This is a genomic window from Bradyrhizobium sp. NBAIM03 (assembly GCF_020194055.1).
Classification (GTDB): Bacteria; Pseudomonadota; Alphaproteobacteria; order Rhizobiales; family Xanthobacteraceae; genus Bradyrhizobium; species Bradyrhizobium yuanmingense.
Map to the genome: position 1 here is coordinate 115,460 of NZ_JADYVS010000009.1, position 12,780 is coordinate 128,239.

The following is a 12,780-nucleotide window of genomic DNA, read 5'->3' on the forward strand; positions in this document are numbered from 1 at the left end:
CCGGCGCGCATCTGTCGTCGGAATACTTAGTCGTAATCGGCAAGCCGCAACCCGGTGAACTGCCAGCGGTGGTGCGGATAGAAGAAGTTGCGATAGGTGGTACGACTGTGGCCCTGCGGAGTTGCAAGCGAGGAGCCGCGCAGCACCAGCTGGTTGACCATGAACTTGCCGTTGTACTCGCCGAGCGCGCCTTCGACGGCGCGATAGCCGGGGTAGGGCGCGTAGGAGCTGCGGGTCCATTGCCAGACGAGGCCGAAGGCGTCGTTGAGCTGGCCAGCGCGGGCCGCGACCTCCCATTCCATCTCGGTCGGCAGGTGTTTTCCGGACCAGCGCGCGAACGCATCCGCTTCGTAATAGCTGATGTGGCAGACCGGCGCGTCTGGATCGACCGGCTTGAGGCCGGCCAGCGTCATCACCTGCCATGCGCCGTCGACCTCGCGCCAATAGCCGGGGGCTTGCCAGTCTTCCTTGCTGGCCGCGGCAAAGCCGTCCATCAGCCACAGGGTTGCGGTCCGGTAGCCGCCGTCCTGCATGAAGGCGAGCCACTCGGCATTGGTGACCAGATTGCGGGCGATCCTGACCGGGCCGACCAGGGCGCGGTGCGCCGGCTTCTCGTTGTCGAAATGAAAGCCGTCGTCGACATGGCCGACGGTGTGGATGCCTTCGTTCAGCGTCAGCCAGTCATCGCCGCCGCGCGTTGCGGCCGGGAAGCGCCAGGCCGGGTCATACGCCGGATAGATCGGGTTCTGCGCAAAGGCATGCAGGATGTCGGTGAACATCAGCTCCTGATGCTGCTGCTCGTGATTGAGCCCGACCTCGACCAGCGGCGCGATTGCGCGGAGCTTGTCCGCGCCCGCCTCGCGGAAGAATTTGCTGACCGCCGTATCGACGTATTTGCGATAGGCGCCGACCTCGTCGGCGCTGGGGCGGGTGATGTCGCCGCGATGATTGCGAGCATGTCGCGGGCCGGCGCTGACGTAGTAGGAATTGAACAGGAACGCGAAATCGGGGTGGAAGGGCCGGTAGCCCGCAGCATGCTCGCCGAGCAGGAATTGCTCCCAGAACCAGGTCGTATGGGCCCGGTGCCATTTGGTCGGGCTGGCATCCGGCATGGACTGGATCTGCTGGTCCTCGGGCGACAGCGGTGCGGCCCGGCGTTCGGTCTCATTGCGGACAGTCGAGAACGCCGCTTCCAGCCGCTGGGCGAGTTCGTCCTCGCGGGAGGACGGTGACGAACGCAGGGAGGCCGTGGCTGAGGCTTGTTTCGTCACGTTTTTCTCCAGACAGGACAAGAGAACGTTGTTCGCACGACCCGGTTCCATGAACAGGGTTCGTCCTAGATAGGGGCTCCGTTACGGTATGAAAGTCCTCTGCGGCGATGATATTGATGTCATCAGCCTATGGACCCGGCTGGGGTCAATCCGGCCGCGGGGACCCGTCGCCGCCATTTTACTTTGGATGCACAACGGTTTGGGCTACATATATGGGCAGGTATCGGGTTAAATCGGCTGAGCCGGCCCGAAGCAATTGGTGAGGGCTCTGCCCCAGAAGGACACGGATATGAGCATCGCGGAATTCATCGACAATGAAGTGAAGTCGAACGACGTGGTTCTGTTCATGAAGGGGACGCCGCAATTTCCGCAGTGCGGTTTCTCCGGCCAGGTGGTCCAGATTCTCGACCATATCGGTGTCGGCTATAAGGGGCTCAACGTTCTCGAATCCGCCGAGCTGCGCAACGGCATCAAGGAATATTCGAACTGGCCGACCATCCCGCAGCTCTACGTGAAGGGCGAGTTCATCGGCGGTTGCGACATCGTCCGTGAGATGTTCCAGGCCGGCGAATTGCAGCAGCTCTTCTCCGAGAAGGGCGTCGTCGTCGCGGCCTGACACGTGACCCTGCTGACGCGCCGGATTGGCGGCGCGGAGCTCGAGGTTATCGTCGCCGATATCACCACGCTCGGCGTCGACGCCATCGTCAACGCCGCGAACACGTCGCTCCTTGGCGGGGGCGGCGTGGATGGCGCGATCCACCGGGCAGCCGGGCCCGAGCTCGTCGACGAATGCCGCATGCTCCACGGTTGCAAGACGGGCGACGCGAAGATCACCAGGGGCTATCGGCTCAAGGCCGCGCATGTCATCCACACCGTCGGTCCGGTGTGGAATGGCGGCACGCTCGGCGAGGACGATCTGCTCGCCTCCTGCTATCGGCGGTCCATGGAGCTTTGCGGGAAGCACAAGCTGACCTCGGTGGCATTTCCCGCGATTTCGACCGGCATCTACCGTTTTCCTGCCGACCGGGCGGCCGATATCGCCGTGCGCACGACGATCGAAGGGCTGGCTTTGGCGCCGACCGTCGCTCGCGTCGTGTTTTGCTGCCTCTCTGAGCCGAGCGCCGGGCTCCATGCCGAGGCGCTTGCGCGACAGGGCGGCCCTTGTGCCGATTGAGCTGGTCGGTACACTCTGAGGCGCCATGTTCCGGGGAGGGGATATGATTTCACAATTTGGACTGCGTGCGCTCGCCTGCGGCGCGTTGGTGTCGCTTGCCGCGATCTCGCCGGCGCGCGCGGAGGGCACTTACGAGATTCCGGCCGGCGCACGTTTCAACCAGGAGAAGCTCGGCAGGATCACCGAGTTCTTCAAGAACGAGGTTGCGACGGGCAAGATCGCCGGTGCAAACGTGCTGATCCAGCAGCATGGCAAGCCGGTCTATCACGAAGTCTTCGGCGTTCAGGACGTGGTCAGCAAGGCTCCGATCACGGACAAGACCATCTTCCGCCTGTTCTCGATGACCAAGGCGATCACTGCGGTGGTCTCGATGCAATTGGTCGAGGAGGGCAAGATCAAGCTGGACGATCCCGTCTCGAAATACATTCCCTCCTTCGCCAATGTGAAGGTCGGTGTCGAGAAGAAGGCGGAGGACGGCACGAAATCGCTCGAGCTGGTGCCGCCGAAGCGGCCGATGACCGTGCACGATCTGATGACGCACACCTCGGGCATCACCTACGGCTTCTACGGCGACAGCCTGGTCCGCAAGGCCTATCGCGAGGCCAACATCTATGCCGGCGACTTCGATCTGGCCGAGTTCGCCGAACGAATCGCCAAGCTGCCGTTGCACAACCAGCCGGGCGCGCTCTGGCAATACGGCCACTCGACCGACGTGCTGGCGCGTGTGATGGAGGTCGCCGCCGGCAAGCCGCTGATCGACATCATGCGCGAGAAGCTGCTCGATCCTCTCGGCATGGTCGATACCGGCTTCTTGGTCACGGACCCCGCGAAGCAGAAGCTTCTGGCCCAGCCCGTGCCGAACGATGCCGATTTCCGCGTCGGCCGCATCAATGATCCGACGGTCGTCAAGAAGATCCAGTTCGCCAGCGGCGGCATGGTCACGACCATGGCGGATTACAGGCGCTTTTCGCAGATGCTGCTCAATGGCGGCAGTCTCGACGGCAAGACCATCCTCAAGCCCGAGACGTTCAAGCTGATGACCACTGATCAGGTCGGCCCCGGCTCCGGCGTCGAGCGCGACTATTTCTATTTCCCCGGCGACGGCTTTGGCTTCGGCCTTGGGCTTGCGGTCCGTACCGAGCCCGGCAATGCCAAGCCGCCGCCGCCCGGCAACCTCGGCGAACTCAAATGGGACGGCGCCTCCGGCTGCTATTTCGTGATCGACCCCAAGCAGGACATGTTCTTCGTGCTGCTGGAGCAGACCCCGAGCGAGCGCCAGCGCGTGCAGCGGACATTGAAGCAGCTGGTTTATGAAGCCATGGAGAAGTGACATGAACGGGCGCCGCGCGCTGTTCGCGGCGCTCGTTCTTTTGTTCGGCGCCGTAAGTGCGCGGGCGGGCTCGGAGGGCCGCGCGCACAGATTCACGCCCGAAGGCCTGGCAAAAGTCTCCGACTACATCAGGAATGAGATCGCGACCGGCAAATTTCCGGGAGCGATTCTGCTGCTCCAGCAACACGGCAAGCCGGTCTACTGCGAGAATTTCGGCGTCCGCGACGTCGCGACCCAACTTTCGATGAGTGCGGACACGATCTTCCGCCTCTATTCGATGACCAAGCCGATCACCTCGGTCCTGGCGATGATGCTGGTCGAGGAGGGTAAGCTTGCGATCAGCGATCCCGTCTCGAAATACATTCCGGCCTTTGCCGGCATGAAGGTCGGCGTCGAGAAGAAGGCCGAGGACGACAAGGTCTCACTGGAGTTGGAGCCGCTCAAACGTCCGGTGACGATCGAGGATTTGATGCGGCATACCGCCGGGATCCCTTACGGCTATTATGGCGGGGACCTGGTGAACAAGCTCTATGCCGACGCCGGACTGTTCGACAGGAATTCGACCAATGCCGAATTCGTCGCGAAGATCACCACGCTTCCGCTCGCCGAACAGCCCGGCACGATCTGGGACTACGGCCACTCCACCGACGTGCTCGGGCGCATCATCGAGGTGATCTCGGGGACATCGCTGCTCGAGTTCGCGAAGACGCGGCTGCTCGATCCACTCGGGATGAAGGACACGGCGTTCTACGTCGCCGATTCCGCCCAATGGCCGCGTATCGCCGAGCCGATGCCGCAGGATCGGGCGATCAGCCCGATCACGCAGGTTCGCGATATCAGGAAACCGCTGCGATGGGAGTCGGGCGGCGGCGGCCTCGTCGGCACGGTCGGCGATTATGCCCGCTTCTCGCAAATGCTGCTCAACGGCGGCACGCTTGAAGGTCGACGCTATTTGAAGCCGGAAACCATCGCCTTGATGGCGAGGGATCATATCGGTCCCGAAACCCGCGTCGAGCGCGACAAGCACTACTATCCGGGTGAGACCAGCGGCTACGGCCTCGGCTTCGCCGTACGTACCGCAGTGCCGCCGGGCACGAACTGGCCGCTTGGCGAATATCGCTGGGACGGCGTTGGCGGCACCTTCTTCTTCATCGATCCCGAAGACGACCTGTTCGGAATCTTCATGGTGCAGACCCCCTCGCAGCGCGGCCGGATCCAGCTCGAGCTGAAGACGCTGATCTATCAGGCGATGGGGCGGTGAGACCTCTCCCCCTTTGCGTAGCCGGATGGAGCGAAGCGCAATCCGGGACGTCCTCACCGCGTGGATAGATCCCGGATTTCGCTGCGCTCCATCCGGGCTACGGGGCTGAGCTTTACGCCCCGCGCACGATCTCGCGCACGTACCCGATCGTCTCCTCGATCTGGCTCGCATTGACGTCCAGATGGGTGCAGGCGCGGATGCGGCCGTCCATCATCGCGAGCGTCACGCCGCGCTGACGGAGGGCCGAGACCATCTTGTCGCCGGGAATGCCGGCGCCGTCGGGCTTGAAGAACACGAGATTGGTCTCGGGCTCCTGCACCTCCATGCCCGAGATCTGCGACAGGCCGCGGGCGAGCGCGCGCGCATTGGCGTGGTCGTCGGCCAGGCGCTCGACGTGGTGGTCGAGAGCATAGATGCACGCTGCGGCGCAGATGCCGGCCTGCCGCATCGAGCCGCCGAGCCGCTGCTTCCACTGCCAGACCGCGTCGATGAAGGCGCGCGAGCCTGCGAGCACGCCGCCGATCGGTGCGCCCAGGCCCTTGGAGAAGTCGATCCAGGCCGAGTCCCAGCCCGCGGTCATGTCGCGTGGCGAGATGCCGCTCGCGACCGTGGCGTTGAGCAGGCGCGCGCCGTCCATATGGGTGACGAGGTCGTGCTGCCTGGCGATCGCGACGATCTCGTCGAGCACCGCCTTCTTCCAGATCGTGCCGCCGCCGATATTGGCGGTCTGCTCGACGCTGACGACGGTCTGCGGCGGCTGGTACCGCGTGCGCGGATGCAGCGCCTTGCGAAGGGTCTCCGGCGTGAACTGGCCATCGGGGCCCTTGAGCTGGGTGACCTGGAAACCGCCGATTGCGGCATGCGCGCCGCCTTCGCGCGCGATGATATGCGCGGTCTCATGGGCGAGGATCTCGTCGCCGGGGCGGCAATGCACCAGCGTCGCGGTGACGTTGCACATCGTGCCCGAGGGCATGTAGACCGCAGCTTCCTTGCCGAGCAGATCGGCCACGCGCTCGCACAGCGCGTTCACGGTCGGATCGTCGCCGACCTGTTCGTCGCCGACTTCCGCCCGCGCCATCGCCTCCCGCATCCCTGCCGTCGGCTTGGTCTGCGTGTCCGAGAGCAGATTGATGCGCACCGGCGGCGCCTTGGGATCGACGGGGGGAGGGGTGTAGAGCATCAACTTGCTCCTCGAATGGAATGGCACTCTCTCGCGGGTCAGCGAGCTTTGGGTGGACGCCGGGCGGCGTGACGAAACCGCATAATAACGATTTCTGTCGCGGTCACACGATAATCGATCAGATAGGGATAAGGGTTGACCGGCAAGCGACGGACGTATGCACGCGTAGTTGTTCGCCCTGCGTAGGGGTAGTTCTCTAGCAATGCTATGAGAGCGACAATGCGGTCGCGCACATGGCCTGCGCCTTGGGGTGAGCGCACCTCGATGTAAGTTAGAACTTGGTCGATTTGGGCGAGCGCCCGCTTCGTATAACGGACCTTCACAGCCCGTGCTTGGCCCACATTGCGCGGACCTCGTCGGCGCTGGCCAACTCACCGCGCGCGATTTCTGCTTCGGCCTCGGCGAGATCCGCCTCTTCCGCCGCCGTCAGCTGGATCGGTGGCTGATCGATCCCGGCAAGCTCGAGCAGGGCCCGCGCCAGATCGTCCTGCTCTGAATCAGGCAGGCTGGAAACCTTGCTGAAGGCCTCTTCCAGAAGACGAGTCATGCTCAACTCCGCGATGTGGCGACCATAGCACAGATGGCCTGCGACATGGGAATGGCCCGTTCAAACAAAAAGGCCCCGGAGAACCGGGGCCTTTGAACGTCGATATGCCCAATAATCAGCGCGAATAGAATTCGACGACCAGATGCGGCTCCATCTGCACCGGGAACGGCACGTCGGAGAGGCCGGGGATGCGGGCGTACTTCGCGGTCATCTTGCCGTGGTCGACTTCGAGATAGTCGGGGACCTCGCGCTCGGGAAGCTGGCTGGCTTCGAGCACGTGGGCGAGCTGCTTGGAGGCTTCCTTGACCTCGACCACGTCGCCGACCTTGAGCTGATAGCTCGAAATGTTGACCTTGCGGCCGTTCACCTTGATGTGGCCGTGGTTGATGAACTGGCGTGCGGCGAAGATCGTGGAGACGAACTTGGCGCGGTACACGACCGCGTCGAGACGACGCTCCAGCAGGCCGATCAGGTTCTCGCCGGTGTCACCCTTGAGGCGGCTGGCCTCGACATAGATGCCGTGGAACTGGCGCTCGGAGATGTTGGCGTAATAGCCCTTCAGCTTCTGCTTGGCGCGCAGCTGCACGCCGAAGTCGGAGAGCTTGCCCTTGCGGCGCTGGCCATGCTGGCCGGGGCCGTATTCGCGGCGGTTGACGGGACTCTTCGGGCGGCCCCAGATGTTCTGGCCCATACGGCGATCGATCTTGTACTTCGCCTCACTGCGCTTAGTCATCGCGTCCTCTTCAGGTCATGGTTTGAGGAAACGCGCCCTCCTGTGTGACGGGATGATCCCGGCACCGACAGGTCCGATCCCCAAAGCTTAAGGGAGAGGACCACGGGTCGCGAAACGCTTCGCGGGCCGAAATCGGCCCGCGAGCAGGCGGCTTTTAGGGGACTTTGGGGTTGGCTGTCAATTCTTTAGCCTGTCATTCCGGGACCTGCGACGACGGTATTCTTATGTCCTGACCGCCCGGACCGGCTTTGACCCCGCCGCCCGCAATTCGCCAGCAATTTCAGTGTTCAGGACCTGTTCCAGCCGGGTCAGGACCCGCGCGATCGGGGCGGCGTCGGTGACGCGGTGGTCCCAGCGGATCACGACATGGATGGTCTGATCCGGCTCGACCAGCCCATAGCTCAGGACAAAGGGGCCCGGCGTGATCGGGTGGAGCTCGCCGCCGCCGTAGGCGGCGACCGAGCTTACCGCAAAGCTGCCGAACCAGTTACCGCGCTGACGGCCGAAATTCAGACCGATGGCCAAGGACAGGCGCCGCAATGGCAACGGCAGGCGGGTCGCCCGCATGATCTTGCGGTACATCGGAACATCCTCGATCGGGGCCGTCTTGCCGCGTCGGATTTCCGCATCGACTTCTGCCAGCGAAAGAGCCTCGGGACCCGCGATTCGCTGCAGCAGCACGCATTCCTCGCCATCCTCGACCCGCGCGATCGCGACCGTCGCCACGCTCTTTGGAAGCTCATACAGAGCCGGCCAGGGCCATTTGACGTAAAGGGTGCGCAGGATCGGCTCGTCCTTTGCAACCAGGGCGAAAGCCTTGACGAACATCGCGGCCCAGCCGGCGGGCGCGGCCGCGTCCGCGCGGGCCTCCAGCAGGGGGCGGATATTGAGCGAACGGGCCAATGAAACGAAAGGTACGCCCTTCGAGGCGTGCATGAGGTCGCAGATCACACGACGACGCAGCGAAATGGTCTTGGGCGTCCCGCGCATAGGCCTCCGGTTCCAAATCAAAAGATCAAAATATGTGCAACGAGCGGGGCCCGCCTGCTCGCTCTAGCACGAACCAACCCGCTTGGGGCCGGTCGGTTCGCCGCACTGGGCAGCGCCAAAGATGGACCCCCTTTAGACCAAAAAATCATCCATTTTCAATGATTTATATCTCGATCAGGCGCTCTTGGTCGCGTCGGTCGGTCATGCGTCGATCGGCCCGATCAGCGCCTGACCCCCTCGTAGGCCGCCATGATGCCGCGCTGGAACAGCGACCAGTCGAAGCCCAGCGCAATCGCGCGGTAGCCGCGGTCGATCAGCGCATTGGCCTGATCGGCGGTGCGCGCCACCCCGCCGATCGGCACCCCGCTCTTGAGGATGCCCGCCTCGGCGCGCGCGATCAGGTCCAGCAATTGCGGATCATCCATCTGGCCGCGCTTGTTGATGGAGGTGGCGAGATCGCCGGGACCGATGACCGCGACATCGATACCGGGCGTTGCCATGATCTCGTCGATGCGATTGACCGCGTCGACGTGCTCGATCGTGATCATGCAGATCATCTCGTCGTCGGCAGAGGCCATGTAATCAGGCATCGACTGGCCCCAGCGGAACGGCGCGTGGAAGGGACCCCAGAGCCGATCGCCGCGCGGCGGGTAGCGCACGCTGCGCACCGCTTTCTCGGCATCCGCGCGGCTCGTGATCATCGGGAAGTTGATGCCGAAGGCACCGATGTCCATCGGCGCTTTCGCCAGCCACGGCTCGTTGGCGGCGATCCGCACCAGAGGCGTGCACGGCGTGCCCGTGGTCGCGGCGATCATCGCGTGGGCTTCGGTCAATCCGATCGGGCCGTGCTCGAGATCGACGATGATCCAATCGAGCGAGCGCGCCATGATCTGCACCATCTGCACGCTCGGGATGGTCGCGATCGCACCGAAGGCGGGGCGACCCTCGCGCCAGAGCTGACGGAGACGGTTCAGCGGCTTTGCGGGGACCGACATGGAAAATCCTGCGGGACGATGGCGACGGCAAAGCCTAGCAGCGCGCCGCCAGTGCGCAAGCTCAGGCCACCGCGCGTCCGCCGAAGAACGGCGTCAGCGTGGCGCTGAGACCATGCACGCGGTTCGATGTAAAAATCATCTCGGCGCCGGACTGCGCGATGCCGCCGGTCGGCGGGCCGAGCAGGTCGGAGACGCGGCGGGCGATCGCGGGCGCTGGATCGATCCAGTCGACCGGCCAGGGCGCGAGCTTCTTCATCCGGTCGAGCAGAAGCGGGTAGTGCGTGCAGGCGAGCACCACAGTGTCGGTGCGCGCGCTCGCATCCGAGGCGTCGCCGACGAAGCAGGGAGCGAGCTCGGCGAGGATGGCTTCGTCGCTGATCGGGCTACCGCCGAGCGCGGCTTCGGCCAGCGAAGCGAGCTCGGGCGAGCCGACCAGCGTCACCTCGCATCCTTGTGCGAAATCGCGGATCAGCGCCTTGGTGTACTCGCGCTTCACCGTGCCCTTGGTGCCGAGCACCGAAACGCGGCGGGTCCTGGACTGCGCACAGGCCGGCTTGATCGCCGGCACCGTGCCGACGAAGGCTACGGAATAGGCGGCGCGCAAGTGAGACAGGACCAGGGTGGACGCCGTGTTGCAGGCGATGACGACGAGGTCTGGACTATGCCGGCCGATCAGCTCCCCCATCAGCGGCACGACGCGGGCGATGATCTCGTCCTCGCTGTGGTGGCCATAGGGGAAGAAGGCGTCGTCGGCGACGTAGACGTAATGCGCGTCGGGCCGCGCCGCCACGACCTCGCGGAGCACCGTGAGCCCGCCAAGGCCGGAATCGAACACCAGGATCGTCGGAGAATTGGTCACGTCGCCACCCTAGCCCGGCATGGTTACCATTCGGTTTTTAGGGCGATTTTGCGGCGATCCCGCAAAGACCGGGGGGCGTCTCGTGTCACGGACGCGCTGCGTCGTCATCCCCGGCGTCAGATCGGCCGCGCGGCGCTCACGCGATCCTGTTGGTGGTGGTCCCGCGCTCGGTTGCCAGCTGCTTCTGCAGGCGATCGATGTTCTGCAACAGGCGCTGGCTGGTCAGCACCAGGAAGTAATAGCCGAATTGCGGATCCTGGAAGTAGATCTCGAGCAGCCGGTCATAGGTGATGGTCAGCACCTGGCCGTCCTCGATGCATTCGACCGTCCCCGTGCGCCGGTTGTCCGGCGTGAGGAAGCCGAGCTCGCCCATCAGCGCCCCGGGCCCGATCTCGACGTTGATCTCCTTGACCAGGAACTTGCCGGTGACGGTGAGGAACATTTCGTTGGCTGGGTCACGCATCTTGAAGAGGATGTCGCCGCGCCGGTATCTGCGCTCGGTCATGAATGGCTTGAGCCATTCGATCGACATGTCCCCTTCGGCCGCATGGCGCGCCTTCTTGACCAGCTTCAGCATCTGCCGCAGGCGCAGCGCGTTGATCGGAAGCATCAGGAGATAGAGCAGGAACGTCGCGACGTTGGCGGAGAGCGCGCCGAAGAGAGCGAAGAACGCGCAGCCGATCATGTTGGCGACGCGCAGCGGCACCATTGTCCGCATCAAGAGGGTGGCGACGAAGAAGACCGCCCCGACCACGGCGAACAGATTGGCGAGCGTGATGTTGTGGACGAAGATCTCCAGGAGCCGGTTGAAGATCGCCTCGTAGGTGACGCTGTCGGGATCGAGCCCCATCTGGACCAGGATTTTCGCGATCCTGAGGTTGTCCGTGGCCGCTTCGAGGATGCGGTCGAGGATCGACGAAACGTCTGCGCTGCCGGACGGCATGGTACTAACCCCACGTAAGGCATTCAGTCCTGGTCGGCACCCGTATAGCCGAAATCGAATGACGACCGCTTGAATGACGCTTCCGGCCATCGTGCCGCAAGGGGCAAATTTTAGCCTGATCGGGCGTTTCGGCAATTGCCCGTTGGTTGCGCGTCCGACCGCGCAGGCCCGTGATTCGGGCCAGCCGTGCGGGCTTGAGCGTCGCTGACGGGCCCGAAGCGACCTTCGTTTACGGCTTGGCGGCGGGTTGCACGACCCGCTGCTCGACGAGGCCGAGCCGCCCCGGCAGAGAGCCGGCGCGCAGCAGCATGGCGACGCTGTTGGCCTCTTCCAGGGTGAAATTGCCGGAAATCTGGCCGGAGCCGCCGGTGATGGGCTCGCGGATCACGGGCGCGGAGATCACCTTGTCGTCGAGCACGATGGCAAAGGGCTTTCCGACATTCTCTGCCGTGATATGGGCAAAGCGCCGCGTGCCGCGGCCGTTGAAGCGGAACGATGCGATCGGCTCCTTGCTGTCGCCGGTCAATCCCGGGCCGGCATAGCTGATCTCGCCGCCCTCGAGGGCGCTGTCCTTGGCGACGAGATAAGGAAGCTTGTCCTTGAAGCCGAGCAGGACTTCCGTGCCCGCCGGCGGCGTGCCCGATTGCGCCTGCTCCGCGGACATCGAGAGGTCGATCAGGCGGAAGCCGACCTTGACCTTCCTGGCGAAGATCGCGGTGATTTGCTCGGGCTCCATCAATCCGGGCAGGAAGATGCGGATACGGTCCATTCCCTCGGGCTGGACGCTGGCGAGCTTGACGCCGGCGTCCTTGAGGCGCTGCTCGATCATGGCGATGGAATCTTCAACGAGATCGCGCAGCCGCGCGGCGGATGCGGCATCGGTCGGCGCGAGCCTGAGCAGCCCGTCGCCGGCGTCGGTGACGTTGAGCGCGTGTGTCGGCAACCCCTCCGCCGCCGCGACGAGCTTGCGCGTGAGCTGTTCGCTGCCTTTGCCGTCAGCGATCTTCACGTCGACGCCGCCGTCGCGGATCGCAAGTCCGGAGAACGCGATGCGGCCCTCGCGCAGGATCTTGTAGACGTCGTCGCGCAAATCCGTGACGACCGCCTCCCGCAAGGCATCGGTGTCGACCCTGTAGACGATCCGCGATCCGCCCAGCTTCTCCATCTTGTCGGCGATGAAGGCGGCGACCTTGACCCGCACCTTGTCGAGCTGGCTGTCGGCAAGCGAGGCACCGGGCAGGGCGATCGCGGATACCATTGTGAACGCAGCGACCAGCCGTGCGATCCGGTTCCGCAGGGGCGTCGTCATGATGACCTCTTGTCTTGCGGGAGGGCGCTGGCGAGTGAAGTCAGCGGCAGTTCTTGGTCCCTCGATCAGGCGCAGAGGTTCAAGTGGCGCAGCCGGTAGGCAATGGACGAACGGCAAATCATCCATCATTCTGGTCCGGCTCGGCCGAACACGGCCGAGACCTCGCCGAACCAAAACTGTCAAAAGAT

General features: G+C 64.2%; 14 protein-coding genes. 4 read left to right on the forward strand and 10 right to left on the reverse strand.

Features of this window, described 5'->3' with window-relative positions; genetic code table 11:
• Positions 1-26 precede the first annotated feature (26 nt).
• Positions 27-1,322 carry an ergothioneine biosynthesis protein EgtB gene (egtB, locus tag I6F21_RS15970; RefSeq protein WP_192893155.1) on the reverse strand — a complete coding sequence of 432 codons (1,296 nt, stop codon included), beginning with the start codon at positions 1,320-1,322 and terminating at the stop codon, positions 27-29.
• A gap of 238 nt (positions 1,323-1,560) precedes the next feature.
• On the opposite strand from egtB, the gene grxD reads away from it, so the two are divergent.
• From grxD to I6F21_RS15990, 4 genes are read left to right on the forward strand one after another with little or no spacing between them, the layout of a single operon-like run.
• Positions 1,561-1,887: a Grx4 family monothiol glutaredoxin gene (gene grxD, locus I6F21_RS15975; protein ID WP_018647423.1), complete on the forward strand. Its 327-nt coding sequence runs from the start codon at positions 1,561-1,563 to the stop codon at positions 1,885-1,887.
• Between the two features lie 3 nt (positions 1,888-1,890).
• On the forward strand, positions 1,891-2,445 hold the full coding sequence (locus tag I6F21_RS15980; protein WP_225139773.1) for an O-acetyl-ADP-ribose deacetylase: 555 nt from the start codon (positions 1,891-1,893) through the stop codon (positions 2,443-2,445).
• Positions 2,446-2,488: 43 nt separating this feature from the next.
• Positions 2,489-3,775, forward strand: a complete 1,287-nt coding sequence (locus tag I6F21_RS15985) for a serine hydrolase domain-containing protein (protein WP_036012922.1) — start codon at positions 2,489-2,491, stop codon at positions 3,773-3,775.
• A 1-nt stretch (position 3,776) separates the two neighbouring features.
• Entirely contained in the window at positions 3,777-5,036 is a 1,260-nt protein-coding gene (locus I6F21_RS15990) for a serine hydrolase domain-containing protein (RefSeq protein ID WP_225139774.1), read from the forward strand.
• Positions 5,037-5,148: 112 nt separating this feature from the next.
• Here I6F21_RS15990 and I6F21_RS15995 read toward each other — a convergent pair whose 3' ends face one another.
• The 9 genes from I6F21_RS15995 to I6F21_RS16035 all read right to left on the reverse strand — a co-directional run bounded on the left by I6F21_RS15995 (position 5,149) and on the right by I6F21_RS16035 (position 12,592).
• Complete coding sequence (locus I6F21_RS15995; RefSeq protein ID WP_036027826.1) at positions 5,149-6,216, reverse strand: threonine aldolase family protein; 1,068 nt, start codon at positions 6,214-6,216, stop codon at positions 5,149-5,151.
• Between the two features lie 38 nt (positions 6,217-6,254).
• Positions 6,255-6,557, reverse strand: a complete 303-nt coding sequence (locus I6F21_RS16000) for a type II toxin-antitoxin system RelE/ParE family toxin (RefSeq protein WP_225139775.1) — start codon at positions 6,555-6,557, stop codon at positions 6,255-6,257.
• Positions 6,536-6,763 carry a hypothetical protein gene (locus I6F21_RS16005; RefSeq protein ID WP_057029490.1) on the reverse strand — a complete coding sequence of 76 codons (228 nt, stop codon included), beginning with the start codon at positions 6,761-6,763 and terminating at the stop codon, positions 6,536-6,538. Before I6F21_RS16005 ends, I6F21_RS16000 begins: the two co-directional genes overlap by 22 nt.
• A gap of 115 nt (positions 6,764-6,878) precedes the next feature.
• Entirely contained in the window at positions 6,879-7,496 is a 618-nt protein-coding gene (gene rpsD / locus I6F21_RS16010; protein ID WP_036012915.1) for a 30S ribosomal protein S4, read from the reverse strand.
• 222 nt (positions 7,497-7,718) lie between these two features.
• Entirely contained in the window at positions 7,719-8,486 is a 768-nt protein-coding gene (locus I6F21_RS16015) for an acyltransferase (protein ID WP_225139776.1), read from the reverse strand.
• A 221-nt stretch (positions 8,487-8,707) separates the two neighbouring features.
• Positions 8,708-9,481 carry an aldolase/citrate lyase family protein gene (locus I6F21_RS16020; protein WP_225139777.1) on the reverse strand — a complete coding sequence of 258 codons (774 nt, stop codon included), beginning with the start codon at positions 9,479-9,481 and terminating at the stop codon, positions 8,708-8,710.
• A 61-nt stretch (positions 9,482-9,542) separates the two neighbouring features.
• On the reverse strand, positions 9,543-10,340 hold the full coding sequence (murI, locus tag I6F21_RS16025; RefSeq protein WP_036027824.1) for a glutamate racemase: 798 nt from the start codon (positions 10,338-10,340) through the stop codon (positions 9,543-9,545).
• A 136-nt stretch (positions 10,341-10,476) separates the two neighbouring features.
• Positions 10,477-11,283 (reverse strand): cyclic nucleotide-binding domain-containing protein, encoded by an 807-nt coding sequence (locus I6F21_RS16030; RefSeq protein ID WP_036012905.1) that lies wholly within the window; start codon positions 11,281-11,283, stop codon positions 10,477-10,479.
• A 229-nt stretch (positions 11,284-11,512) separates the two neighbouring features.
• Complete coding sequence (locus tag I6F21_RS16035; protein ID WP_225139778.1) at positions 11,513-12,592, reverse strand: preprotein translocase subunit SecD; 1,080 nt, start codon at positions 12,590-12,592, stop codon at positions 11,513-11,515.
• Positions 12,593-12,780: the final 188 nt, after the last annotated feature.

Excerpts from the sequence above, each read along its gene's own strand:
- egtB (WP_192893155.1), bottom strand. The coding sequence starts at position 1,322 with ATGGAACCGGGTCGTGCGAACAACGTTCTCTTGTCCTGTCTGGAGAAA.
- grxD (WP_018647423.1), top strand. The coding sequence starts at position 1,561 with ATGAGCATCGCGGAATTCATCGACAATGAAGTGAAGTCGAACGACGTG.
- I6F21_RS15985 (WP_036012922.1), top strand. The coding sequence starts at position 2,489 with ATGATTTCACAATTTGGACTGCGTGCGCTCGCCTGCGGCGCGTTGGTG.
- I6F21_RS15990 (WP_225139774.1), top strand. The coding sequence starts at position 3,777 with ATGAACGGGCGCCGCGCGCTGTTCGCGGCGCTCGTTCTTTTGTTCGGC.
- I6F21_RS15995 (WP_036027826.1), bottom strand. The coding sequence starts at position 6,216 with ATGCTCTACACCCCTCCCCCCGTCGATCCCAAGGCGCCGCCGGTGCGC.
- I6F21_RS16005 (WP_057029490.1), bottom strand. The coding sequence starts at position 6,763 with ATGACTCGTCTTCTGGAAGAGGCCTTCAGCAAGGTTTCCAGCCTGCCT.
- rpsD (WP_036012915.1), bottom strand. The coding sequence starts at position 7,496 with ATGACTAAGCGCAGTGAGGCGAAGTACAAGATCGATCGCCGTATGGGC.
- I6F21_RS16015 (WP_225139776.1), bottom strand. The coding sequence starts at position 8,486 with ATGCGCGGGACGCCCAAGACCATTTCGCTGCGTCGTCGTGTGATCTGC.
- I6F21_RS16020 (WP_225139777.1), bottom strand. The coding sequence starts at position 9,481 with ATGTCGGTCCCCGCAAAGCCGCTGAACCGTCTCCGTCAGCTCTGGCGC.
- I6F21_RS16030 (WP_036012905.1), bottom strand. The coding sequence starts at position 11,283 with ATGCCGTCCGGCAGCGCAGACGTTTCGTCGATCCTCGACCGCATCCTC.
- I6F21_RS16035 (WP_225139778.1), bottom strand. The coding sequence starts at position 12,592 with ATGACGACGCCCCTGCGGAACCGGATCGCACGGCTGGTCGCTGCGTTC.